Genomic DNA, 24223 nt, shown 5'->3' on the forward strand with positions numbered 1-24223 from the left:
TGGCCGCCTTAAGTTATTACGGTTGACTTGATTCAACTGATTTCACGGAGCGCCCTGCATGTCCGGCAATACCTTCGGCAAACTGTTCACTGTCACCACCGCCGGCGAAAGCCATGGCCCGGCGTTGGTCGCCATTGTCGACGGCTGCCCGCCAGGCCTCGAGCTGTCTCTGGAAGACCTGCAACGTGACCTCGATCGCCGCAAGCCCGGCACCAGCCGCCACACCACCCAGCGCCAGGAACCCGACGAAGTCGAGATTCTCTCCGGCGTGTTCGAAGGCCGCACCACCGGTTGCGCCATCGGCCTGTTGATTCGCAATACCGACCAGAAGTCCAAGGACTACTCGGCGATCAAGGACCTGTTCCGCCCGGCCCATGCGGACTACACCTACCACCACAAATACGGCGAACGCGACTACCGTGGCGGTGGCCGCAGCTCGGCCCGCGAAACCGCCATGCGTGTGGCCGCAGGTGCGATTGCCAAGAAGTACCTGGCCACCCAGGGCATCGTGGTCCGTGGCTACATGAGCCAACTGGGCCCGATCGAAATCCCGTTCAAAACCTGGGACAGCGTGGATGACAACGCTTTCTTCAGCCCTGACCCGGACAAAGTGCCGGAACTGGAAGCGTACATGGACCAGTTACGCCGCGATCAGGACTCCGTGGGCGCCAAGATCACTGTGGTCGCAGAAGGTGTGAAACCCGGTTTGGGCGAGCCGATCTTCGACCGCCTTGACGCCGAACTGGCCCACGCACTGATGAGCATCAACGCGGTGAAGGGCGTGGAAATCGGCGCCGGTTTCGCCTGTGTCTCCCAGCGCGGCACCGAGCATCGCGATGAGCTGACCCCGGAAGGTTTCCTCAGCAACAACGCGGGCGGCATCCTCGGTGGTATTTCTTCCGGCCAGCCGATCGTTGCGCACCTGGCGTTGAAAGCCACGTCGAGCATCACCACACCTGGCCGTTCGATCGATGTACACGGCAACCCGGTAGACGTGATCACTAAGGGCCGCCACGACCCGTGCGTCGGCATCCGTGCCACGCCGATTGCCGAGGCAATGATGGCTATCGTGTTGATGGACCACCTGCTGCGCAACCGTGGGCAAAATGCCGACGTGCGTGTGAATACCCCGGTGCTGGGCCAGCTGTGACAGCCTGGGGCGAGCGAGCTTGCTGTGGCGAGGCAGCTTGCTCGCGCTGGGCTCTCACAACATGACCCACGCTCTCCCGTACTGGCGCCTCTCCAGCTTCTACCTGTTTTACTTCGCCCTGCTCGGGGCGACGGCGCCGTTCCTGGCGCTGTATTTCGATCACCTGGGGTTCTCCAGCGCGCGCATTGGCGAACTGGTGGCCATCCCCATGTTGATGCGCTGCGTGGCACCCAACCTGTGGGGTTGGCTCGGCGACCACACCGGCCGGCGCCTCGCCATTGTGCGGTTTGGTGCGGTGTGTACGTTGGCGAGCTTTTCACTGATTTTCATCAGCAAGACCTACGCCTGGCTGGCCCTGGTCATGGCGCTGCACGCATTCTTTTGGCACGCTGTGTTGCCGCAGTTTGAAGTGATCACGCTGGCCCATCTGCAGAAGCAGACCTCGCGCTACAGCCAGGTCCGCCTGTGGGGCTCGATTGGTTTTATCCTCACCGTGGTGATCATGGGCCGTCTGTTTGACTGGCTGAGCCTGGACATTTACCCGGTAGTGGTCGTGGTGATCATGGCTGGCATCATCGGCGCCAGCTTGTGGGTGCCGAATGCGCAACCCACTCCCCATGGCAATCGGCTGGCCGGTGACGGCTTCCTCAAACAATTGCGCAGCCCTGGCGTGCTGGCGTTTTATGCCTGCGTGGCGCTGATGCAAATGAGCCACGGCCCGTATTACACCTTTCTCACCCTACACCTTGAACACTTGGGCTACAGCCGTGGCGTGATCGGCATGCTCTGGGCCTTGGGGGTGGTGGCGGAAGTGTTGATGTTCCTGGCCATGAGTCGCATCCTCACGCACTTTTCGGTGCGTCGGGTGCTGCTGGCCAGTTTCCTGCTGGCAGCCATGCGCTGGTTGCTGCTGGGCTCATTCGCCGAATTCTTCTGGGTATTGTTGCTGGCGCAGGTGATGCACGCGGCTACCTTCGGCAGTTTCCACGCAGCGGCGATTGCCTTTGTGCAGCGCAGCTTCGGGGATCGCCAGCAAGGCCAGGGCCAGGCGCTGTATGCCGCACTGGCCGGCACCGGCGGCGCAGTAGGCGCGCTGTATGCCGGATATAGCTGGAACCTGCTGGGCCCGACCCTGACCTTCAGCATCGCCAGCGTCGCGGCGCTGGCTGCCGCCATTATCATTGGCCTTCGATTGCAAGAGCCGAATAAAGGACACGAGCAATGAGTTATGTCGCTGTTTACCACGTTGCCACACCGGATACGCCGAACAAGGTCCTGACCCATTTTGACGATATCGTCACGGCGTTGGCCGAGCAGGGCGTGCGGTTTGAGCGCTGGCAGCCTGCTCCTGTCGAGAAGGGCGCCAGCGACGCTGAAATGATCGCCGCGTACCAGCCGCAGATTGACGCGCTTGGGTACGGTTCGGTGCAAGTGCTCAGTGTGACGGACAACCACCCACAGAAAGCCGAGCTGCGTGCGCAGTTCCTGGCCGAGCGCCGTTACACCAGCAATGAAGTGCGTTTCTTTATCGCAGGGCAGGGGCTGTTTGCCGTGCACGTGGGCGAGTATGTCTACGCCGTGCGCTGTGAGAAAAACGACCTGTTGGTCATTCCCGCCGGAACCTCGCATTGGTTCGACATCGGCGAGAACCCACATTGTGTGACCCTGCGTCTGTTCGACACCGCACAAGCCGGTGAGCCGGTATTCACCGGTAGCGATATTGCTGCTGGTTTTCCAGGGCTGGATGATTGAGTCTGGTGGCACTAAGTGCGACTCGCCGAATCTGCAACCCCGGTAAGTTGGAAGTTGTCGTGGGAATAAGCTTAATTGTTTGTAGGGTGTGGCTGTTTATGCGGCGCCCTATGCTTTAAATCCATTCGTTATGTAACTCTCTCCTCACTCGATGTTTATATCACCTGTCAATAGCAGGAATCCGAAAGGTGATATGAAATTTACTATTAAAGGAGAGAGATCAATGAGTGGCCGAAAGGAGTCGTGTCGTACACCGGTGGTTGAGCCTTTGGCCGTGAGAAGGCGTCTGAGCCTGGGCGGCAAGCCGCTAACGCCGACCGAACTGGAAATCCTGCGCTGGGCTTCGGAAGGCAAGACCGTGTGGGAAATCAGCCAGATTCGCGCCACGTCCGAAGCCACGGTGAAATTTCACTTGCGTAACATCTACGGCAAGCTGGAAGTCACCAACCGTGTGCAGGCAATGAACGAGGCCAGCCGCCAGGGGCTGTGTTGACGCTGCACAAAAAAGGGCCGCGACACTGGAAGGCGTCGCGGCCCTTTTATCTATCTGTTGCTTACGCCGAATGGTAAGTCGGCAGCGCAAAGCGGTTCTGGCTTTGCAGCATGGAAATTTGCGGCAATTCGCTGGCTTGTTCTGCCAAGTCGCGGCGGATGGCGCTGATCACCCAGGTCAGTTGGTCGGCGGTATGCAGTTGCTGATACGAAATCGAGCGCTTGACCTGTTTGCCTTCGCTGTTGCGCAGGGTCAACAAAATCCCGCCGTCCGGGCGCGGCTGAGTGGTGACGTCGTATTGGGAGAATACAGAAGCGAATTTATCTTGGATCAGGCTCATGTCTATCAGCTCCGTTGGCTCAAGTTGGCAAGCATGGAGTGATAGGTGCAGTGATTGTGCCAGTATTAGATTTTATAAAATATCGTTATAAATCAATAGCTTAATAATTTTATTGATTTTCAGTTTCGTGCAAATTGCATGAATGGCCATCGTGCATCCTGCATTTTGAGCTATAGGGATCATCCGTTAGCGGCTCGACTTACTGATAAAGACTGCCGATGCAGCGCACAATTCCATTTTTGTCGGCGTATCGGCCCGGGATACAAAACTTTTCAAATCCTGCGTGTACAGCCAGAGAACGGCAGGGGTATTTTTCCGCAAGGCACTCGGCCTCCTACCTGCAGGAGCGCTGCTGCTTCTGGATCCTGCGAAGAATAAGAAAAAGGACGTTCCGCCATGACTCATCCGCAAGACGACATGATCACTTGGGGCAAGATACTGCGTAAGGTGCCCGCGATTGTTCGGGCCCTGCCGCGCGTGGTGCGTGGCATGCGCGCCGCGAATGTAACCGACCCCCAGCAGCCCTGCGGCCTGGGTTGGCACTTCGAACAGGCCGCCCTGCGCAACCCTGATGGGGCTGCGTTGTTATACGCCGACAGCGTGCTCAGTTACCGCGAAGCCAATCAACGCGCCAACCGTATCGCCCATCATCTGCACGAGCAGGGCATCAGCAAAGGTGATGTCGTCGCGCTGTTTATCGAAAATCGCCCCGAATTGTTGTTGAGCGTGCTGGCCGTGGCCAAGCTGGGTGGCATCTGCGCCATGCTCAACACCTCACAAACTCAGGCGGCGTTGGTGCACAGCCTGAATCTGGTTAGCCCGGTGGCGATTGTGGTGGGAGCGGAGTTGGTGGTTGCCTTTGCGGCGGTGCGCGATCACGTTGCGATCCGCCCCGACCGGACCTGGTTTGTGGCCGATCAGCAGTCAAGCACAATGCCCGGTGGTTATATCGACCTGATGACCGCCAGCGCCGAATACTCGGTAGACAACCCCGCCAGCACCGGGCAAATCTTCTTCAACGATCCGTGCTTCTATATCTACACCTCCGGAACCACCGGCTTGCCCAAGGCTGGCATCATGAAGCACGGGCGCTGGACCAAAACGGCCGTCAGCTTCGGCAGCATTGCTTTGGACATGGGGCCCGAAGACGTCCTGTATTGCACCTTGCCGCTCTACCACGCCACCGGTCTATGCGTGTGCTGGGGCTCGGCGATTGTCGGGGCGTCGGGTTTTGCCATCCGGCGTAAATTCAGCGCCAGCCAGTTCTGGGACGATGCGCGCAGATTCAACGCGACGACCCTGGGTTACGTCGGTGAGTTATGCCGCTACCTGCTCGATCAACCCGCCAGTGCACAGGATCTGGATAACCGCGTGACCAAGATGGTCGGCAACGGTCTGCGCCCCGGTGTCTGGGCGCAGTTCAAACAGCGTTATGGCGTTGATCATATCTGCGAGCTGTATGCCGCCAGCGACGGTAATATTGGCTTTACCAACGTGCTGAACTTCGACAACACCATCGGCTTTTGCCTGCAGCATTGGGCGCTGGTGGACTACGCCCAGGAAGCCGGTGAGCCGATCCGAGGCGCGGATGGCTTCATGCGCAAGGTGCAAACGGGCGGGCAGGGGTTGCTGTTGGCTCGGATCGACGAAAAGTCGCCGTTTGACGGCTACACCGACCCGGAAAAGAACCGCAAGGTGGTGCTCACCGACGTGTTCGAGAAGGGCGACCGCTATTTCAATACTGGAGACTTGTTGCGCAGTATCGGCTTCGGCCATGCGCAATTTGTCGACCGCCTCGGCGACACCTACCGTTGGAAGGGCGAAAACGTCTCCACCACTGAAGTGGAGAATGTGCTGCTGCAGCACCCACAGATCGCCGAGGTAGTGGCCTACGGCGTGGAGATCGAAAACACCAATGGTCGCGCGGGCATGGTTGCCATCACCCCCAGCGAATCCCTGGCTTCCCTGGATATGCGTGAACTGCTGCAATTCGCCCACGGCCAGTTGCCGCACTATGCGGTGCCACTGTTTCTACGGATCAAGGTGAAAATGGAAACCACCGGCACCTTCAAATACCAGAAGGTCAAACTTAAAGAGGAGGCTTTCGACCCGGACAAGGCCGGCAATGATCCGGTGTATGCGTGGTTGCCGGGGTCTGACAGTTATGTGCCGGTCACGGGGCCATTGCTGGCGCAGATTCAGGCTGGGCATTTCCGTTATTAAAAATAGCGCTATTGATTCTGCCTATGGCCGCTTTTGACAAAAAAACCATGACAGTGGGGAACTCCATCGCGACACTGGGCGCCTACAGAGCACTTCAGACAAGGAGCCCCACATGTCAGACCAGCCTAAACAAATGACCGAAGACGAAGCCGCCGAGTTTGCCGAGCAAGTCTTCGACGTGGCCCGCAAAGGCGACGCCGCCATGCTCGCCGCACTGCTTGCCAAAGGCTTGCCGCCCAACCTGCGCAACCACAATGGCGACACGTTGCTGATGCTCGCCGCCTACCACGGCCACGCCGACGCGGTGAAGGTGCTGCTCGAATTCAAGGCTGACCCGCAAATCGCCAATGACAAGCACCAGCTGCCGATGGCCGGTGCAGCGTTCAAGGGCAACCTGCCGGTGGTCAAGGCGTTGATCGAGGGCGGCGCGCCGGTTGACGCGGCGTCCTCGGACGGCCGCACGGCGTTGATGATGGCGGCGATGTTCAACCGTGTCGAAATGGTCGATTACCTGCTCGGCCAGGGCGCCAACCCTAACGCCACCGATGCCCAGGGCGCGACAGCACTGGCCGCGGCACAGACCATGGGGGCGGCGGATACGACGGCGCATTTGCAGAAACTGGTGTAGGCTACGCGCCCTCAAAAACCAGCCCGCCACAGGATCATTCCATGAAAACCGCCCTCGTCGAACTAATCAGCAAAATCAGCGCCGGCGTCATGGGCGAGGACCAGGTGGCACGTATCGCCGAGGAAGCGGCCCAGGCTTACGCCGATCCTGAGGCCTTTCTGGCGGCCAACCCGGATATCAACTACGACGACACCTTCCCGATGCCTCTGGGCGAGTGGGTCGTTGTCGGTAGCCTGCCGGATACGGTGCTGTTTCAGGCTGACACCTACGTCGATCTGTTTGCCCAGATCGTTGCGTCGTTCGGCCCGGGCGTGACGTTCAACCTCAAGCCCAAGCAGTTGGCCAAGGCCGAAGACCTCACCGCGCTCAATCGTATCCAGATCCAGATGAGCGCCCTCAGCCCGGAAGACGGCGGCTACGTGCTGTTGAACTTTAGTCAATTGTTGGACGATGAGATCCAGGCGGTGCTGGTCTACGGCAACGACTTGCCGCGTGCGCTGGAACTGTGCGCAGAAGTTGGCATCAAGGCCGAGCCGTCCCTGGAAGCGTTGCGTATCGCCTTGCACGTCTGAAATAAAACGGAACCCCTGCCAGGGCTGACTATCCTACAAGTGCATGCCCTCACTTAGGAGCGACACCATGGGTTCCACTTTTAATGGTCTGATTGGCCTGATCATCCTGGCGCTGGATATTTGGGCGATCATCAATGTATTCAAAAGCGGCGCGAGCACAGGTGCCAAGGTGCTTTGGATTCTGCTGATCCTGTTGCTGCCGGTGTTGGGCCTGATCATCTGGGCGATTGCCGGGCCGCGCGGCAACGTGCGGATCTGACACAACCAGCGTTCACTTTTTCCCGAGTGGGCGCAGTAAATGTGGGAGGGGGCTTGCTCTCGATTGCGGTGTATCGGCCACTATAGCGGGTGCTGATACATGGCAATCGGGAGCGAGCCCCCTCCCACATTTTTTTCAGTGCACTCATGAGTTTTATGTGTCGAAAGTATTCGGTGTACGAAATTTTCACATCTTATCCAAGACAATTCGCCGGCTTTATCTGACTGCCAAGGCTCTATCTCCAGTGCCATTAAAGGCAGGGCCGTGGCGCACGTTCAGTAATTAATAGCGTTGATGCCACTGATCGGGCACCATTTGCGCCACCGCGTTAACCGCCTACCCCAGCCAGCCTGGGCGAGGGACGGACGCCACTGCATTTTTTCGCAACTTAAACTTCCAATGGGTCCTGAAACGACATGGCAAACCCGGACGCCCTGAGTCAGCAGCGAGCTTCTAATCGCCTGCTGCAACCTACCGTCAAATCCCATCTGGCATACACGCTGCTTTGCGCACTGGTCATGATGGTGATGCTCTCGCTGCTGCGCCTGGCGCTGCTGGTTTACAACCGCGAGATGATCCTCGATACACCGGCCTCGACCTTCCTTGAAGCGTTCGTCAACGGCACACGCTTTGACTTACGCTTTGTGATGTATGCGTTGGTGCCGCTGCTGCTGGCCTTGTTCAGTGTACGGGCCATGGCGGCACGCGGGTTCTTCCGTTTCTGGCTGACCGTCGCCTCCAGCGTTGCCCTGTTCCTGGGCCTGATGGAAATGGACTTCTACCGCGAGTTCCACCAGCGCCTCAACGGCTTGGTCTTCCAGTACGTGAAGGAAGACCCGAAAACCGTCATGAGCATGCTCTGGTACGGTTTCCCGGTGGTGCGCTACCTGCTGGCCTGGGCCGTGGGTACGCTGATCCTGAGCATCGCCTTCAAGGGTGCCGACCGTGCGACACGTCCACGTGGCCCGTTCAGCGGCGGCACCGTCGGCACGCGCCAGGTGGCGCCGTGGTACAGCCGCATCGCTGTGTTCGTGGTCTGCCTGTTGATCGCCGTGGTCGCCATCCGTGGCACCCTTCGCCAGGGCCCGCCGCTGCGTTGGGGTGATGTCTATACCACCGAGTCGAACTTCGCCAACCAGTTGGGCTTGAATGGCACGCTGTCGCTGATCGCCGCAGCCAAGTCGCGCTTCTCCGAAGAGCGTTCCAATATCTGGAAGGCCACCCTGGACCAGCTGCTGGCGACCCAGACCGTGCGTGACATGCTGGTGCTGCCGCAAGAGAAGCTGGTAGATCCCGACACCGCTGCCGTGCGCCGTGACTACACGCCGCCGGCCGAGAAGACCCTGCCGATCAAGAACGTCGTAGTGATCCTGATGGAAAGCTTCGCCGGTCACTCGGTTGGCGTATTGGGTCGCCCCGGCAACATCACGCCGTACTTCGACAAGTTGTCCAAAGAAGGTTTGCTGTTCGACCGCTTCTTCTCCAACGGCACGCACACCCATCAGGGTATGTTCGCCACCATGGCGTGCTTCCCTAATCTGCCGGGTTTTGAATACCTGATGCAGACCCCGGAAGGCAGCCACAAGCTGTCGGGCCTGCCGCAGTTGCTCAGCGCGCGCAAGTTTGACGACGTGTATGTCTACAACGGCGACTTCGCCTGGGACAACCAGTCGGGCTTCTTCAGCAACCAGGGTATGACCAACTTCATCGGGCGTAACGACTTCGTCAACCCGGTGTTCTCCGACCCGACGTGGGGCGTGTCCGACCAAGACATGTTCAACCGTGGCCTGGAAGAACTCAAAGCCCGCGAAGGCGGCAAGCCGTTCTACGCACTGCTGCAAACCCTGTCCAACCACACGCCGTACGCGTTGCCGACGCCATTGCCGGTCGAAAAAGTCACCGACCGTGGCAGCCTTAACGAGCATTTGACGGCCATGCGTTACTCCGACTGGGCGTTGGGCCAGTTCTTTGAAAAGGCCCGCAAGGAGCCTTACTTCAAGGAAACCCTGTTCGTGATCGTGGGTGACCACGGCTTCGGCAACGAACAGCAGATCACCGAAATGGACCTAGGCCGTTTCAACGTGCCGATGCTGATGATTGCACCGGGCATGCAGGAGAAATTCGGCGAGCGTGACCACACCGTGGGCACTCAGATCGACATCGTGCCGACCATCATGGGCCGCCTGGGTGGCGACACCCTGCACCAGTGCTGGGGCCGTGACCTGCTGAACCTGCCGGAAGGCGACAAGGGCTTCGGCGTGATCAAACCGTCGGGCAGCGACCAGACGGTGGCCTTGGTCACCGCAGATCGCATCCTGGTACTGCCCAAGGAAATGCCGCCAAAGCTGTGGGAATACGAGCTGGGCGCTAACCCGACCGGCAAAGTGATTCCTGAATCGCCGGACGAAGCGGCGCTGAAGCACAAGCTTGAGTCGTTCCTGCAGACGGCCACCAAGAGCCTGTTGGAAAACACCGCAGGTGTCATGGATGGCAAGCCGGACTAATTAGCCGGCAATAAAAAAGAGGCCTCTATGAGGCCTCTTTTTTTGTGCGGATTTTATATTCGACCGAGCAACAGCAGTACCACCAGAACTACCAATACAACACCCAGGATACCCGACGGGCCGTAACCCCAGTTACGCGAATGCGGGAATACTGGCAGACCGCCTACCAGTAACAGGATCAGGATAATGATCAGAATGAGGCTCATAGTTTTTTTCCTTATAGGCCTTCTGTAAAGACCGGTTGTTAAATAATAGGCCGTCATTTCAATACGGACGCCTTATTAACTCCGACTGTAACGTTCAGCAGAAAATTCCCTGGTTTTTAAAGCATTTTGCAAACTTGCTTATTTCTTTTAATGCGTTCGCAAACGCGCCGTACTAGTTGAAAAAGATTGAACTTACGCTATACGTAGCTTTCCCACCCGGCCCCAGGTTTGCCCGAGGCATTCATCAATTGGATGGTGCGTGGGTGTGGGAAAAACCTTCGCTACACTGCCGATCACTTCTTCCGTGAACCACAAGGCTACTTTCCTATGCAAAATCGCATGATGATCACCGGCGCCGGGTCCGGCCTGGGTCGCGAAATCGCGCTGCGCTGGGCCCGTGAGGGTTGGCAGTTGGCCTTGTCAGATGTCAGTGAGCCTGGCTTGCAGGAAACCCTGAGACGGGTACGAGAGGCGGGTGGCGATGGCTTTGTCCAGCGTTGTGATGTGCGTGATTACAGCCAGCTCACCGCATTTGCCCAGGCCTGCGAGGTGAAGCTGGGTGGGGTTGATGTGATCGTCAACAATGCCGGCGTCGCCTCAGGTGGTTTTTTTGCCGAGTTGTCCCTTGAGGATTGGGACTGGCAGATTGCGATCAACTTGATGGGTGTGGTCAAGGGGTGCAAGGCGTTTCTGCCGCTGCTGGAGAAGAGCAAGGGCCGGATTATCAATATCGCTTCAATGGCAGCGCTGATGCAGGGGCCGGCGATGAGCAACTACAACGTGGCCAAGGCGGGTGTGGTGGCCTTGTCGGAGAGTTTGCTGGTGGAGCTCAAGCAGCAGGAAGTGGGCGTGCATGTGGTGTGCCCGTCGTTCTTCCAGACCAACTTGCTGGATTCGTTTCGCGGACCAACCCCGGCGATGAAGGCGCAGGTGGGTAAGTTGCTCGAGAGTTCGCCGATTTCGGCGGCGGACATTGCTGACTATATTTACCAGCGGGTGGCGGAGGGGGAGTTTATGATTCTGCCGCATGAGCAGGGGCGTATGGCTTGGGCGTTGAAGCAGAAGAATCCGCAGTTGCTGTATGACGAGATGGCTTCGATGGCGGATAAGATGCGGGCTAAGGCGCAAGCGGTTAGGGGGTGAGGTTTTGGTGGGGGGCATATCCGTTGCTGCGGTAACGGCCACTTAGGGTTCCGCCCTTACGGCGGCCCACGGTCCAAAGCCTGCGTGAGGGCACACCGAGCCTAGGCGAGGTGCCGTGCGGTGGGGCAAGAGCCTTTTGATTACTTTTGGGCTCTTTCAAAAGTGACCCGCCGTAAGGGCGGAACCAATATCAGCCGTTACCGCAGCAACGGATATGTACTCAACAACCCAACCCCCACCCTAATCACTCCGTGTCTGTCAGGCAAATTACCTACAAATGTAGGTCTCGTCTTATTTAGCGGCAGACCATTGTCGCCCCCCACCCAATCACGCATGGTCAAGGTCCTGTCACTCCAAAAGGACAACCGCCATGCTGGTCTTAAGCCGCGCCGTAGGCGAAATCATCTCTATCGGCGATGACATCACCTTGCACATCCTCGAACTAAGTGGCACCCAAGTAAAATTCGGTATTCAGGCACCCGTCGGGGTCAACGTACACCGGGCCGAGGTGTATCAGAAAATCCTCGAACGCCAAGCCACACAAGTCCAAACCAACCCCTAAAACACCCTCAATCGAACAGATGCTTGGGCACATCGTGCTTGAGCATCAACTGGCATTGCTCGCTATCAGGGTCGAACACAATCAGCGCCTGGCCCTTGGTCAGCGCCTGTCGCACACGTAATACGCGGGTTTCCAGGGGCGTTTCATCGCCGTTATCCGTGCCGTCGCGGGTGACGAAGTCTTCGATGAGGCGCGTCAGGGTGTCGACTTCAAGTGCGTCGTAGGGAATCAGCATAAAAGCCTCAGAGGTAGAATCCCGGCGATGCTACTGCGCCGGGATCCGTCTTGCCAGTGTCCGATGTGCCCGCGTCAGGACTTCTGGCCCACCAAGCTGTCCACCGACGGCACGCGGGTGTCGCTCTCCATCTGCGTTTCGTGCTCGATCTGATGGCTGAAGCGGTCCAGTGAACCCTGCGCTGGTTGCGCGTCGCTGGCGAATACCGGCGGGCTGAGGATGTACGCGCCCAACAGGCGACTCAACGCCGCCAGGCTGTCGATGTGTGTGCGTTCGTAGCCGTGGGTCGCGTCGCAACCGAACGCCAGCAGCGCGGTGCGAATGTCGTGGCCAGCAGTCACCGCCGAGTGCGCATCGCTGAAGTAATAGCGGAACAGGTCGCGCCGTACCGGCAGTTCATTGTCTGAGGCCAGGCGCAGCAAGTGCCGGGACAGGTGATAGTCATATGGCCCGCCGGAGTCCTGCATCGCCACGCTCACGGCATGCTCGCTGGAGTGCTGGCCGGGAGCGACCGGGGCGATATCGATGCCGACAAACTCACTCACATCCCAAGGCAGGGCCGCAGCGGCACCACTGCCGGTTTCTTCGGTGATGGTGAACAGCGGGTGGCAGTCGATCAGCAACGGTTCGCCGCTGTCGACGATCGCCTTGAGTGCGGCGAGCAGCGCGGCAACACCGGCTTTGTCGTCCAGGTGACGTGCACTGATATGCCCGCTCTCGGTGAACTCGGGCAGTGGGTCAAAGGCCACGTAGTCGCCGATGCTGATGCCTAAGGAGTCGCAGTCGGCGCGGGTGGCGCAGTAAGCGTCGAGGCGCAATTCCACGTGGTCCCAGCTCACTGGCATTTCATCCACGGCGGTGTTGAACGCGTGCCCTGAGGCCATCAGCGGCAACACGCTGCCGCGAATCACGCCGTTATCAGTGAACAAGCTGACGCGGCTGCCTTCGGCAAAACGGCTCGACCAGCAGCCTACGGGTGCAAGCGTCAGGCGGCCGTTGTCCTTGATCGCACGTACGGCGGCGCCGATGGTGTCCAAATGCGCTGACACTGCACGGTCGGGGCTGTTTTTCTGGCCCTTGAGGGTGGCGCGAATCGTGCCGCGCCGGGTCATTTCAAAGGGAATGCCGAGTTCTTCCAGGCGCTCGGCGACGTAGCGCACGATGGTGTCGGTAAACCCGGTAGGGCTGGGAATAGCGAGCATCTCCAGCAGCACTTTTTGCAGGTAGTTGAGATCCGGTTCGGGAATGGTTCGGCTCATAAAGACTCCTGATGAATTGTGGCGAGCGGGCTTGCCCCGCGTTGGGTCGCGAAGCGGCCCCTAACCTGCCAATGAGTTTTGGCTGAAAGACCGCGGTGCCTGGGTCAGGGCTGCTGCTCAGCCCAACGCGGGCAAGCCCGCTCGCCACAGGACACCGCTCGCCATAGGGTTATTGGGCGGTCGACTGACTGTGCGGAAACAGCAAATCCACAAACTTCTGCGCAGTAGGTTGCGGCTCATGGTTGGCCAGCCCAGCGCGTTCGTTGGCTTCGATAAATACATACTCAGGTTGATCGGCAGCAGGCACCATCAGGTCCAGGCCCACCATGGGAATGTCCAGCGCCCGGGCCGCACGCACGGCGGCGTCTACCAACGTCGGGTGCAAAATCGCAGTGACATCCTCCAGGCAGCCGCCTGTGTGCAGGTTGGCGGTGCGGCGCACCGCCAGGGTTTCGCCACGCGGCAAGATGCTGCTGTAGTCGTAACCGGCGGCATGCAGAGTGCGTTGGGTTTCGGCGTCCAGTGGGATTTTGCTTTCGCCGTCGGTGGCGGCTTGGCGCCGACGGCTTTGGGCTTCGATCAAGGCGCCGATGGAATGCTGGCCGTCACCGGTCACCTCCGCAGGGCGGCGGATGGCGGCGGCGACCACTTCAAAGCCGATCACCACAATGCGCAGGTCGAGGCCTTCGTGAAAGCTTTCGAGCAGCACGCGGCCGTCGAACTGACGCGCCGCTTGGATAGCTTTCTGCACGTCCTCGATGGTCTGTAAGTCCACCGCCACGCCCTGGCCCTGCTCGCCGTCCAGCGGCTTGACCACGATGCGCTGGTGTTCGTCGAGAAACTCCAGGTTGTCGTCGGCACTGCCCGCCAATTGTTGTTGCGGCAGTTTCAAACCGGCGGCCTTGAGCACCTTGTGGGTCAGACTTTTGTCCTGGCACAGGGTCATGCTGATGGCGCTGGTCAGGTCACTCAGAGATTCACGGCAACGCACGCGGCGCCCGCCGTGACTGAGGGTGAACAGGCCCGCATCCGCGTCATCCACATGCACATCAATGCCGCGCCGATGAGCCTCATCGACAATGATCCGCGCGTAAGGGTTGAACCCCGCCTGCGGCCCAGGGCCGAGAAACAGTGGCTGGTTGATGCCGTTTTTGCGCTTGATCGCAAAGGTGGTCAGCGCGCGAAATCCCAACTTGGCATACAGGCTTTTGGCCTGGCGGTTATCGTGTAACACCGACAGGTCGAGGTAGCTCAGGCCACGGCTCATAAAGTGCTCTACCAGGTGGCGCACCAGCACTTCACCCACGCCAGGGCGTGTGCACTGCGGGTCGACAGCCAGGCACCAGAGGCTGCAACCGTTTTCCGGGTCCTCGAAGGCTTTCTGATGGTTGAGGCCCATTACACTGCCGATCACCGCGCCGCTGTCTTCGTCTTCGGCCAGCCAATACACCGGGCCACCTTGATGGCGTGGGGTCAGGCGTCGTGGGTCGACCGGCAACATGCCGCGCCCTTGATAGAGCAGGTTGACCGCCGCCCAGTCGGCCTCGGTTTGCACGCGACGAATACGAAAGCCGCGAAACACGCGGGCGGCTGGGCGGTAGTCGCTGAACCATAGGCGCAGCGTGTCCGAGGGGTCCAAGAACAACTGCTGCGGATCGATCCCCAGGATTTGCTGGGGCGCGGCCACATATAACGCGATATCGCGCTCGCCAGGTTGCTCATTGAGCAGTTCCTGAGCCAGGCTCGCCGGGTCCGGGAAGGTATGGCCGATCAATAACCGGCCCCACCCGCAATGTACGGCAATCGGCTCGGCGCCCAGTGGGCTGCCATCTTCTGCCAGGCGCGCTTGTAGACGCTCGTAGGTCGGCGCCTGGCCCTTCAGCAAGCGTTGGCTGTAAGCCGCTGCGAGAGGTTTCATCAATCAGATTCCTTGTTCGCTGAGCCACAGGTTCAGCGCCGCCAGTTGCCACAGCTTGGAGCCGCGCAACGGGGTCAGTTGGCCCTGCGGGTCGGTCAACAGGCGATCAAGCATGGCTGGATTGAATAGGCCGCGATCCTGGCTTGGGTCCAGCAGCAGCTCTCGCACCCAGTTCAAGGTGTCGCCCTGCAAATGCTTGAGACCCGGTACTGGGAAGTAGCCTTTCTTGCGGTCGATGACTTCGCTTGGGATGACCCGGCGCGCAGCTTCTTTCAATACCTGTTTGCCGCCGTCGGGCAATTTGAATGTGCCGGGTACGCGGGCCGACAGTTCGACCAGGCGGTAGTCCAGAAATGGCGTTCGCGCCTCCAGCCCCCAGGCCATGGTCATGTTGTCGACGCGTTTGACCGGGTCGTCCACCAGCATCACCGTGCTGTCCAGGCGTAGGGCCTTGTCCACGGGGGCGTCGGCGCCCGGCATAGCAAAGTGCTCACGCACAAAGTCACCGGCAGCGTCATTGGCGGTCAGCCACTTCGGTGCGACGGTCGCCGCGTAGTCGTCGTAGCTGCGGTCGAAAAATGCATCGCGGTAAGCGGCGTACGGGTCGCTGGCGCCGTCGACTTGCGGGTACCAATGGTAACCGGCGAACAGCTCGTCGGCACCCTGGCCGCTTTGCACCACCTTGCAATGCTTGGCGACTTCTCGCGACAGCAGGTAGAAGGCGATGCAGTCATGGCTGACCATCGGCTCGCTCATGGCGCGGAACGCGGCTGGCAGTTGCTCGATGATCTCGCTTTCGGCGATGCGCAGTTGGTGGTGACGGGTGCCGTAGTGCTTGGCGATCAGGTCCGAATATTGGAACTCGTCGCCGCGCTCGCCACCGGCATCTTCAAAACCGATGGAGAAGGTCGACAAGTCCTGTACGCCGACTTCGCGCAGCAGGCCGACGAGCATGCTCGAGTCGACACCGCCGGAGAGCAGCACGCCGACATCCACGGCGGCACGTTGACGAATCGCCACGGCTTCGCGAGTGCTGTCGAGCACGCGGTCGGTCCAGTCTTCCAGGCTCAGATTCTTCTCATCGTCATGTGGACCATAGGGCAGGGTCCACCAGGTTTTCTGCTCGATCTTGCCGTTAGCGTCGATGCGCATCCAGCTCGCCGGCGGCAATTTTTCAATGCCTGCCAGTAAAGTGCGCGGCGCCGGTACCACGGCGTGGAAGTTCAGGTAGTGATTCAGCGCCACCGGGTCGAGGATCGGGTTGATATCGCCGCCCTTGAGCAGTGCCGGCAAAGCCGACGCAAAACGCAGGCGCTGTCCGGTTCGCGACAGATACAAAGGCTTGACCCCAAGACGGTCACGGGCGATGAACAGGCGCTGGGCATCGCGCTCCCAGATGGCAAAGGCAAACATGCCGTTGAGCTTGGGCAATAGTGCTTCGCCCCAGGCGTGGTAGCCCTTGAGAAGCACTTCGGTGTCGCCGCCGGAATAGAAGGCGTAGCCCAGGGCCTCCAGCTCTTCACGTATTTCCGGGAAGTTGTAGATGGCACCGTTGAAGGCCAGGGAAAGCCCAAGCTGGGCATCGACCATCGGTTGGGCTGAGCCGTCCGACAGGTCCATGATCTTCAGACGCCGGTGGCCCAGGGCAATCGGCCCTTGGGCGTGAAAGCCCCAGGCGTCAGGGCCACGTGGGGCCAAATGATGGGTGATGCGTTCAATCGCAGCCAGGTCGGCAGGTTGGGCATCGAAACGTAGTTCTCCAGCTAATCCGCACATAAATTCCTTACCGGTTTTTCCGTTGGGGAGGGTCAACACTCAATACGCCCAAAGGGCGCGTACCCAGAAACTGACCCAGTGCTATCCTTGGAGTTTTAGACCGATAAGTTATAAGGCAAATAGCCGTGATGTCTTCAATGCCCTCCGTTGCTTGCTGAGCGCTTGCCTTTAACCAAGGCCCGCAGGGTGAACCGATTAGGGTGACAGGCCTCGGCCACGCTGCTCGGAACTGGCAACGGCTCATCATTGAGCCAGGCGGCAATCAGCTCGCCGCACAGGGGCGCTGTGATCAGCCCGCGTGAGCCGTGGCCGCTGTTGATGTACAAACCCGGCAGCCAGGGGCAGGGCGTATCCGGCACCTGCCGAGCGTCTTTGCCGAGCACGGCATACGCCTGTTGGAACGCTGCAGGATCGGCCAACGGTCCGACGATCGGCAGGTAGTCAGGGCTGGTGCAACGAAACGCGGCGCGCCCCTCCAGCCGTTCGGGGGCCAGATGGTCGGCGCCCAGACGTTGCAACAAATCTTCGGAAATCTCACGCAGCATCGCCAGGTTGCCGACATGTTCGGCGACGGTGGGCGTGAGGTCTTCATTGGTGAAATCAAAACTCGCGCCCAGGGTGTGTTCACCCAGTCGGGCGGGCGCCACATAACCCTCAGCGCAGACCACCGTGGCCAGTGCTTCACTCGCCGACGTTTGCGCCAGCCGGGTGATTTGCCCGCGAATACGTTTGAGCGGCAAGTCGGCGCTGGGCGCAAATCGCTTGATCTCGGCGGCCCCCGCGAGCACCACTACGCTGGCGCTCGCCAGTACGCGCTCGCCGTCGTGGGCTTGCCACTGATCGTCGACCCGGTGCAGCTCAAGGGCGTGGTGATGGGTGAGCACTTCAATCAACGGATGTGCTACCTGCCATTGGCACAGCGCTGGCGGATGCACCCAGCCACCTTCCGGGAAAAACAGGCCGCCGTACGCCAGGTCGATGCCGGCGCGGTGTTGCGCCTGATCGCGGTCCAGCACGTGCAGCAAGTGCGGCGCGAACGCCTCGGCCAATTGCGCCTGACGCTGAGCCTCTTTGGCGTCGAACGCCAGTTGCAGCACGCCACAGCCATCCCAATCGACGCCGCGATGCAACTGCTCCAGCAGGCGCCGCGTGTGGCCGAAACCGCTGAGTATCAGCTGCGATAAAGCCGTGCCATGCGCGGAAAGCTTGAGGTACAGCACGCCCTGCGGGTTGCCCGACGCTTCCTGGGCCAGCGCGGCGTGGCGCTCCAGCAGGCTCACACGCCAACCTCGGGCGGCGAGGCTGGCAGCGGTGGCGCAACCGGCCAGACCGCCACCGATGATCAACGCGTGGCGCTCACTGTCGATAGGTGCCGGGCGGGCGAACCAGGGTTTAGCTTTGGTGGGCGGCGGCGCGTCTTCGGGCCAGCCGAGGAACTCGCCGCGCAGGATTTCCCATTTATGCCCGATGCCGGGCGTGCGCTTCATCTTGAAGCCGGCCGCGTTGATCAATCGCCGTACCCAGCCGGTGCTGGTGAAGGTGCTGATGGTCGAGCCTGGTGCCGCGAGGCGCGCCAGTTCGGCAAACAGCTCGGCGGTCCACATGTCCGGGTTTTTCGCCGGAGCAAAACCGTCGAGAAACCACACATCGACCTGCGCATCCAGTTGTGGCAACTGCTCCAGGGCGTCGCCGATCAACAGCGTCAGGGTCACGCGGCCGTTGTCCAGCACCAGGCGTTGGAAGCCCTGGTGGATGGCGATGTATTGCGCCAACAATTGCTCGGCGAAGGGCGCAAGTTCCGGCCAAAGGGCAAGGGCGTGTTGCAGGTCGGCGTGGCTCAGCGGGTACTTTTCCACGCTGATAAAATGCAGGCGTGCACCGGCCACTGCGTGTTGCTCGAACAGCTGCCAGGCACAGAGAAAATTCAACCCGGTGCCGAAACCGGTCTCGCCAATCACCAACCGCCCACCTGCCGGCAAGGCCGCAAAGCGCGCCTGCAAACGGTTCTGTTCGAGGAACACATAGCGGGTTTCTTCAAGGCCCGACTTGTCGGAGAAATACACATCGTCGAACACCCGCGAGTGCGGGCGACCTTGGTCATCCCAGTCGAGCTGGGCGTGGGTGATGGGGTTCATGGGCGGCTCGGTAAAGACAAGTCGGGCATTCTAGCTGATCACGGGCCGGGGAGCTGATCCCGGGTGGTATCTCGGTATTTTTCGCATGCAAAAAACTGCTTCGCGCGGCGGTCAATCGATCAACAATCAGCGCTAATCCGGTGCAGGTCGCTGCGGTATCGTAATGCCTTGATTTATAGGCAATAAAGGATATTGCTGATGCGAACACAGGATGATTTGAACAGCAAGTTGAGCCAGTTGACCCAAAGGCAACTGCAAGCCGCCTTGCTGGAAATGACCGGCGACCTGGACAAAGCCCAGGTGCTGCAAAAGAAGCTGCCGGGCTGGATGATCAGCGCACCGCCTGGCGCGCTGGATGCTTTGACGAGAGATGCGGTGCAGGTTGCAGATGCCCAGGCAGCGGTTGCCGAGCGATTGAAGCCCTTGCAGGCGCTGGATGAGTTTTGCAGTGAGCGGCTCAAGGATTACTGCCGGACACGCTGGCAACTGACTGTGGAGCCCAGAAAGGATCTGCTGATTCGTGCTGTAAACGAATACGAGAAAGAACTTTTGCCATTGACGTATGTGAAAACGGTGAGGCTGGTGCAGGACAGCCTGCTGCATGTGGCGATGCAGAACTTTTCCGAGGATGAAGCGCGGGCGCAGCACTTTCCGGAAGGTTCGCTGTTGCAGTCGGGGTCCGCCGTTCGTCAAGTCATTGGCATTACTCCCCTCGAGTTTGCCCAGGGGTGCCGTACTCTCGACCTTGGCCGTTTGTATCAGCGGCACATCAGTGAAGTGTTCGAACTGGGCAATGGCCCTACGGGTGATGGGGCCTACGTAAATGAGGTGGCGACCGATATCGGCCAGATGAAAACCCTGGATATGAAAATCGATGCCCACATTGCGCTGATGCGGGGGGATCTTTCACCGGGCACCTATGGGATGTTGTGCACGCTGCTGGAGCGCCAGCTGACATCTGCTCAGGCCCAGACCGCAGGTGTGTTGTTTCAAGGGCGGCCGGTCACTTGGCAAGGCCTGAATACCCAAGGCGGTTGCCTGTGGAGCATTCTGGTGTTCTCCGGTCGGTCGATTGCGCAATACCCACAAGAGCCCTGCGTGGTGTATATGCCCAATGAGCCGGAGCGGGCATTTTTTGAGTATGCCTCGCTGGATGACTTCCAGGTCTACCTCAAGCAAAAGCTTGAAGTGGCCGCGTATCGTGCCTTCTTTAACCGGTATTTGAGCCAGGGCGACCGAGTCGGTTTTTTCAACCGTTTCGATCAAGCCGGTACCCTGGGAGCGCTGGAGGCGAACCCTATTACGGTCAGCCTGGCCAGGCATTTTTTTGAGACTTACACCGCGAAGCTGCAAGCCGACGCGCGGGCCCTGGCGGTACCGGTGGCGGAGGTGGATGAGCAGGTCCGTGAGCAGCGCTTGCAGGCGTATCTGGACGCCGGGTTGACGGTGCTCAACCTCGCCGGGTTTGTGGTCCCCGAGCTGGGATTGCTGATGACGGCAGTGGCGGTCGGCCAGATACTGGGCGAGCTCTATGAGGGCGTTGAAGACTGGCGCCGTGGTGATAAGGGCGAGGCATTCAAGCAACTGACAGAGGTCGCGGAAAATATCACGTCGATGGTGGTGTTCGCGGCAGGGATGAAGGTTGTCGGTTCGGCGATGAAACGCACCGGTCTTAACCTGGGCAGTTTTTTTCGTCAGTTTGAGGTGGTACGCCCCGCGGATGGCAATCTGCGGCTGTGGCGCCCGGATATTTCTCAGTACGCCCACGATCAGCGCGTTGTTGACGACGAGGTTGCGGACGCCTCGGGGGTCTACAAGGTAGGCGGGCATTCATACGTCAAGGTCAACGACTATGTGCATCGGGTTTCATTCGACGCCAAGCTGGATCAATGGCGGGCCAGCCACCGGGTCCGGCAGACGGCTTATCGCCCGCAATTGCTGCATAACGGTGAAGGACGCTGGCGTTTTGCGTTCGAAAAACCTGACGATTGGGAGGATCAGGAGTATCTCTTTTCACGGTTGAAGCCGACGGGGCCTGGTTCCTCGCTCCATCCCCGCAAACTTGTTCAGATCAAGTCCATCATGGATATGCCCTCTGATTGGGGCGTCTACCAGGCCCAGGAGTGCTTGCCCTTTCCCGCACGCTTTCGCGATCTGTACGAGCGTTTCAGGCTGGATCAATCCATTCGCGACTTGATCTGGCAGTTGGAGAACGGCGCGTCCCCCAACGTCGAAAACTCGATCGTGCAGATGCATGCCTTGCCCTTGTTACAAGGTTGGCCACGAGGACGCTACTTTGAGGTGTTGGATGCACAGCGCAGCGTCAAGGCCCGTTATCCAGTCAGCGCAACGTCTAGTGATATCGGCCTGCGTTTGCTGGTCACCGACCAGATGCTCAGCGATGGGAAAGTGTTTGATGTGCTGTTGTCCGAGCTGGATGCAAGCCAAAAGGCCAGCCTGCTCGGAGAGGGCGTTGCAGCTGATCAGGAGCTCGCCGTACTCACGCGTCAGTTGCTCGCGCAGCTCAGGGCTGATCGCAAGCCCTTGTTTGAACAGTTGTATCAGGCTTACGACGGCCCCGTACCGGCCGAATGGGCGTTGCTCAGGCGCACCTATCCGCAATTGCCCCGTGCGCTGATGCGCGAATTAATGGCCGAGACCTCCACCGTGCAGCGTGAGTCCCTGCGTGATAATCAACGTATTCCCATGGCATTGGCCGAGAAGGTGCAGCGTGCCCTTGAGGAACAACGCCTGGACCGCGCCTTGATGGGGCTTGAGCAGCCGGAGTTGGCTGGCTTGGATACCGCGCTGGTCGCGATTCGGTCATTGCCGCACGTGGCGGGATGGGGCAAGGCGCTGCGGCTTGAGTTGCGCGAGGATTCGCCAGAGGGAGACTTACTGGCTCTGGGCGCACTGAACGGTGCTGACGTGCGGCGAGTTGTGGTCAGGTCGAACGCAGGGTTTGAAGCGTTTGATGAACACGGCGTGAGCAGCGGTGGGCCTTATGCCGGGCCGGACGGCCTGTTCGAGGCGGTCGATTCGGTGCTGACAAACACCCAGCGAGTAGCACTGGGATTACCACCGAAGGAGCCCAGTAACATTTGGCGCCTGCGATACATGAGCGCTTCGCAGGCCAAGGGGGAACGGGAACTGGCAGCGCAGGGTTTTTCCCGCAAGGGCCGCGAGCCAGTCGAGGAAGCGGTTCCCTGTGAAATGGCCGATTTGCCGACGGGGCCGTTAGTCCACCCGCGTGCGCTGGTGCGCAAGGTGAGGCGGTTATACCCCTTGTTCAGCGACACGCAAGTGTCTTCGCTGCTGATGGCGTTGGGCGCTGACCCTCTTTCTCGGGCCAAGGCGGTAAAGCGTTTGGAGGCGGAGCTCGGTCATTTGCGAGCGCTGCTCAAACATTGGAAAAGCGATACCCAAGGCATGGAAAAACAGCCGGGCCTGAGTGATATTCGCGATAGCCGCCAGCAGGTGGCAGAACGCATTGAGGCCTGTTGGCGGCGTCAAAGCTTTGTCCTCAATGAGCACCAAGTGTCCGTTGCCAGTTTGAACCTGGACGGGATGCGCGTGGGTTCGTTGCCGACGCTGCCTGCAGAGGTCCGCTTCGATCATGTACAGCAGTTGTCACTCAAGAACATGCGGTTAGGTGATGACGTCGCTTATTTTCTGAAGTGTTTCAAGGGGCTCAGGCGTCTGGAGCTGGATCGAAATCGCCTGACCCGGTTACCGGAAGTACTTTCACGAATGTTTGAACTCAATCATTTGTCGATGCCGCGCAACCGCTTGGCGCTGACCGAATACACACGGGTGAAATTGGCTGATTTGAGCGCATTGCGCTTGCTGGACCTGAGCCATAACCCGCTTGAGAAGCTGGTGGATATCAGCAAGATGCGTGACTTGCATACCCTATTATTACAAGACACAAAAATTACTGATCTACCTCTGGGGCTAGAGCGGCCAGCTCACCTGGAGCAAATGGACCTGCGCGGCAACTCGATCACGGTGTTGCCCGAGTGGTTGTTCACAACGCCGCGTAGTTTCAGCCAGTCGATAAATCTGGGCGGTAACCCGTTATCCAGGTCGACGGTAAACGCGCTCGTTCGTTATCGCGACGACGTCGGTATCGGCATGGGCTATGTAGAGGACGATCAACCCCGCATGACCGAGTTGAAGGCCCGGGCATTATGGTTGCCGGATGAAGTTGCTAATCGAGACCTGCGCAAGCGGACCGTCTGGGCTAACCTTCGAGACGATCCGGAATCGACACCGTTGTTCCAATTACTGGCTCAACTGTCCGGCACTGCCGACAGTCGTTACGTGCACGAAGACTTGACCCGGCGCGTCTGGGAGGTATTGCAGGCGACCCATGACAGCGTTGAATTGCGCGAGCGGGTCTTTCAACTGGCGGCTCATCCGGCGAACTGTTCAGACGGTACGGCTGAGATGTTCAGTCAGATCGAAGTCTTGAAGGAGATCGAAAAGGCCATGCTTGAGGCGGATCGCACGCAGGGCAATTCCGGGGCGCTGCTGACCTTAAGCCGAGGTTTGTTTCGCCTCAGTGAACTGGAAACAATTGCGGCTACCTATGCCGTCGAAAACTTCTGTGCGGACCCCCTGGAAGTCAGCCTGGCATTCCGGGTCGGGTTGGCCCAAGTCCTGCAACTGCCCGGGCAGCCCAAACACATGAATTTTGCACTATTTGCCGATGTGACCAGCGACGGTCTGGAAGTGGCGCACTCCCAAGTGCGCACGGCAGAGCTGTCCCCCGCATTCTTGCGTTTTATTACACAGTTGGCGTTCTGGAGAACCCACCTCAAACAGCAGTTTCCCGGAGCATTCCAGTCGGCAACCATGCCCTTTGATACGCAGCAGCAAAGGCTGTTTGAGAACAGCCAGAACCTCACTGATGGGGAGTATCTCGAGCAAATGGAGGCACTGCGCTCGCCTCGCCGTCAGGCAATAACCGAAGTAGTAGAGCGCCTGACGCAGCAGATGTTGAAGCACCAGGACCTGGGTATTTGTCATGTTCCCGGCAATTAACCAGCGGGTCGGCTGATTGATC

At 59.5% G+C, this 24223-nt stretch carries 19 protein-coding genes; 12 read left to right on the plus strand and 7 right to left on the minus strand.

The genetic code is table 11. The features are described 5' to 3' along the window. The first annotated feature begins 58 nt into the window (after nt 1-58). The 4 genes from aroC to FW764_RS04935 all read left to right on the plus strand — a co-directional run bounded on the left by aroC (nt 59) and on the right by FW764_RS04935 (nt 3395). Nucleotides 59-1150, plus strand: coding sequence for a chorismate synthase (gene aroC, locus FW764_RS04920; RefSeq protein ID WP_446432999.1), 1092 nt, complete (start codon nt 59-61; stop codon nt 1148-1150). Between the two features lie 61 nt (nt 1151-1211). Next, nucleotides 1212-2375: an MFS transporter gene (locus FW764_RS04925; protein WP_446433000.1), complete on the plus strand. Its 1164-nt coding sequence runs from the start codon at nt 1212-1214 to the stop codon at nt 2373-2375. Beyond that, entirely contained in the window at nt 2372-2902 is a 531-nt protein-coding gene (locus FW764_RS04930) for a 1,2-dihydroxy-3-keto-5-methylthiopentene dioxygenase (protein WP_446433001.1), read from the plus strand. Before FW764_RS04925 ends, FW764_RS04930 begins: the two co-directional genes overlap by 4 nt. Before the next feature lie 223 nt (nt 2903-3125). Continuing rightward, nucleotides 3126-3395, plus strand: coding sequence for a response regulator transcription factor (locus tag FW764_RS04935; RefSeq protein ID WP_446433002.1), 270 nt, complete (start codon nt 3126-3128; stop codon nt 3393-3395). A gap of 61 nt (nt 3396-3456) precedes the next feature. On the opposite strand, the gene FW764_RS04940 is transcribed toward FW764_RS04935, so the two are convergent. After that, nucleotides 3457-3735 carry a DUF3509 domain-containing protein gene (locus tag FW764_RS04940; protein ID WP_016970113.1) on the minus strand — a complete coding sequence of 93 codons (279 nt, stop codon included), beginning with the start codon at nt 3733-3735 and terminating at the stop codon, nt 3457-3459. A gap of 396 nt (nt 3736-4131) precedes the next feature. On the opposite strand from FW764_RS04940, the gene FW764_RS04945 reads away from it, so the two are divergent. The 5 genes from FW764_RS04945 to FW764_RS04965 all read left to right on the plus strand — a co-directional run bounded on the left by FW764_RS04945 (nt 4132) and on the right by FW764_RS04965 (nt 9921). Beyond that, a complete protein-coding gene (locus FW764_RS04945; RefSeq protein ID WP_446433003.1) occupies nt 4132-5958 on the plus strand; it encodes a long-chain-acyl-CoA synthetase in 1827 nt (608 codons plus the stop codon). 112 nt (nt 5959-6070) lie between these two features. After that, a complete protein-coding gene (locus FW764_RS04950) occupies nt 6071-6586 on the plus strand; it encodes an ankyrin repeat domain-containing protein (RefSeq protein WP_446433004.1) in 516 nt (171 codons plus the stop codon). A 41-nt stretch (nt 6587-6627) separates the two neighbouring features. Continuing rightward, nucleotides 6628-7158 (plus strand): hypothetical protein, encoded by a 531-nt coding sequence (locus FW764_RS04955; RefSeq protein ID WP_446433005.1) that lies wholly within the window; start codon nt 6628-6630, stop codon nt 7156-7158. A 67-nt stretch (nt 7159-7225) separates the two neighbouring features. After that, the gene (locus FW764_RS04960) at nt 7226-7417 is read left to right on the plus strand and encodes a PLDc N-terminal domain-containing protein (protein ID WP_003172956.1); all 192 of its coding nucleotides are present in this window, start codon (nt 7226-7228) and stop codon (nt 7415-7417) included. 416 nt (nt 7418-7833) lie between these two features. Beyond that, nucleotides 7834-9921, plus strand: coding sequence for an LTA synthase family protein (locus tag FW764_RS04965; protein ID WP_446433006.1), 2088 nt, complete (start codon nt 7834-7836; stop codon nt 9919-9921). A gap of 53 nt (nt 9922-9974) precedes the next feature. On the opposite strand, the gene FW764_RS04970 is transcribed toward FW764_RS04965, so the two are convergent. Then, nucleotides 9975-10127: a DUF3309 family protein gene (locus FW764_RS04970; protein ID WP_003236711.1), complete on the minus strand. Its 153-nt coding sequence runs from the start codon at nt 10125-10127 to the stop codon at nt 9975-9977. Nucleotides 10128-10454: 327 nt separating this feature from the next. Here FW764_RS04970 and FW764_RS04975 point away from each other — a divergent pair, with 327 nt between their 5' ends. Together FW764_RS04975 and csrA are read left to right on the plus strand one after the other, a co-directional pair. Further along, on the plus strand, nt 10455-11270 hold the full coding sequence (locus FW764_RS04975; RefSeq protein ID WP_446433007.1) for an SDR family oxidoreductase: 816 nt from the start codon (nt 10455-10457) through the stop codon (nt 11268-11270). A 370-nt stretch (nt 11271-11640) separates the two neighbouring features. Further along, on the plus strand, nt 11641-11832 hold the full coding sequence (csrA, locus tag FW764_RS04980) for a carbon storage regulator CsrA (RefSeq protein ID WP_446433008.1): 192 nt from the start codon (nt 11641-11643) through the stop codon (nt 11830-11832). 7 nt (nt 11833-11839) lie between these two features. On the opposite strand, the gene FW764_RS04985 is transcribed toward csrA, so the two are convergent. From FW764_RS04985 to mnmC, 5 genes are all read right to left on the minus strand, one after another. After that, a complete protein-coding gene (locus tag FW764_RS04985; RefSeq protein WP_053257215.1) occupies nt 11840-12067 on the minus strand; it encodes a YheU family protein in 228 nt (75 codons plus the stop codon). Nucleotides 12068-12141: 74 nt separating this feature from the next. Next, nucleotides 12142-13326: an osmoprotectant NAGGN system M42 family peptidase gene (locus FW764_RS04990; RefSeq protein WP_446433009.1), complete on the minus strand. Its 1185-nt coding sequence runs from the start codon at nt 13324-13326 to the stop codon at nt 12142-12144. Nucleotides 13327-13495: 169 nt separating this feature from the next. Further along, a complete protein-coding gene (gene ngg / locus FW764_RS04995; RefSeq protein ID WP_446433010.1) occupies nt 13496-15244 on the minus strand; it encodes an N-acetylglutaminylglutamine synthetase in 1749 nt (582 codons plus the stop codon). 3 nt (nt 15245-15247) lie between these two features. Further along, nucleotides 15248-17020 carry an N-acetylglutaminylglutamine amidotransferase gene (locus tag FW764_RS05000; protein WP_446433011.1) on the minus strand — a complete coding sequence of 591 codons (1773 nt, stop codon included), beginning with the start codon at nt 17018-17020 and terminating at the stop codon, nt 15248-15250. Between the two features lie 134 nt (nt 17021-17154). Beyond that, nucleotides 17155-19155 carry a bifunctional tRNA (5-methylaminomethyl-2-thiouridine)(34)-methyltransferase MnmD/FAD-dependent 5-carboxymethylaminomethyl-2-thiouridine(34) oxidoreductase MnmC gene (mnmC, locus tag FW764_RS05005; protein ID WP_446433012.1) on the minus strand — a complete coding sequence of 667 codons (2001 nt, stop codon included), beginning with the start codon at nt 19153-19155 and terminating at the stop codon, nt 17155-17157. Between the two features lie 198 nt (nt 19156-19353). On the opposite strand from mnmC, the gene FW764_RS05010 reads away from it, so the two are divergent. Beyond that, nucleotides 19354-24201, plus strand: coding sequence for an NEL-type E3 ubiquitin ligase domain-containing protein (locus FW764_RS05010; RefSeq protein WP_446433013.1), 4848 nt, complete (start codon nt 19354-19356; stop codon nt 24199-24201). Nucleotides 24202-24223: the final 22 nt, after the last annotated feature.

It is taken from the genome of Pseudomonas sp. 1152_12 (assembly GCF_052850675.1).

Excerpts from the sequence above, each read along its gene's own strand:
- aroC (WP_446432999.1), top strand. The coding sequence starts at position 59 with ATGTCCGGCAATACCTTCGGCAAACTGTTCACTGTCACCACCGCCGGC.
- FW764_RS04925 (WP_446433000.1), top strand. The coding sequence starts at position 1,212 with ATGACCCACGCTCTCCCGTACTGGCGCCTCTCCAGCTTCTACCTGTTT.
- FW764_RS04930 (WP_446433001.1), top strand. The coding sequence starts at position 2,372 with ATGAGTTATGTCGCTGTTTACCACGTTGCCACACCGGATACGCCGAAC.
- FW764_RS04935 (WP_446433002.1), top strand. The coding sequence starts at position 3,126 with ATGAGTGGCCGAAAGGAGTCGTGTCGTACACCGGTGGTTGAGCCTTTG.
- FW764_RS04940 (WP_016970113.1), bottom strand. The coding sequence starts at position 3,735 with ATGAGCCTGATCCAAGATAAATTCGCTTCTGTATTCTCCCAATACGAC.
- FW764_RS04945 (WP_446433003.1), top strand. The coding sequence starts at position 4,132 with ATGACTCATCCGCAAGACGACATGATCACTTGGGGCAAGATACTGCGT.
- FW764_RS04950 (WP_446433004.1), top strand. The coding sequence starts at position 6,071 with ATGTCAGACCAGCCTAAACAAATGACCGAAGACGAAGCCGCCGAGTTT.
- FW764_RS04955 (WP_446433005.1), top strand. The coding sequence starts at position 6,628 with ATGAAAACCGCCCTCGTCGAACTAATCAGCAAAATCAGCGCCGGCGTC.
- FW764_RS04960 (WP_003172956.1), top strand. The coding sequence starts at position 7,226 with ATGGGTTCCACTTTTAATGGTCTGATTGGCCTGATCATCCTGGCGCTG.
- FW764_RS04965 (WP_446433006.1), top strand. The coding sequence starts at position 7,834 with ATGGCAAACCCGGACGCCCTGAGTCAGCAGCGAGCTTCTAATCGCCTG.
- FW764_RS04970 (WP_003236711.1), bottom strand. The coding sequence starts at position 10,127 with ATGAGCCTCATTCTGATCATTATCCTGATCCTGTTACTGGTAGGCGGT.
- FW764_RS04975 (WP_446433007.1), top strand. The coding sequence starts at position 10,455 with ATGCAAAATCGCATGATGATCACCGGCGCCGGGTCCGGCCTGGGTCGC.
- csrA (WP_446433008.1), top strand. The coding sequence starts at position 11,641 with ATGCTGGTCTTAAGCCGCGCCGTAGGCGAAATCATCTCTATCGGCGAT.
- FW764_RS04985 (WP_053257215.1), bottom strand. The coding sequence starts at position 12,067 with ATGCTGATTCCCTACGACGCACTTGAAGTCGACACCCTGACGCGCCTC.
- FW764_RS04990 (WP_446433009.1), bottom strand. The coding sequence starts at position 13,326 with ATGAGCCGAACCATTCCCGAACCGGATCTCAACTACCTGCAAAAAGTG.
- ngg (WP_446433010.1), bottom strand. The coding sequence starts at position 15,244 with ATGAAACCTCTCGCAGCGGCTTACAGCCAACGCTTGCTGAAGGGCCAG.
- FW764_RS05000 (WP_446433011.1), bottom strand. The coding sequence starts at position 17,020 with ATGTGCGGATTAGCTGGAGAACTACGTTTCGATGCCCAACCTGCCGAC.
- mnmC (WP_446433012.1), bottom strand. The coding sequence starts at position 19,155 with ATGAACCCCATCACCCACGCCCAGCTCGACTGGGATGACCAAGGTCGC.
- FW764_RS05010 (WP_446433013.1), top strand. The coding sequence starts at position 19,354 with ATGCGAACACAGGATGATTTGAACAGCAAGTTGAGCCAGTTGACCCAA.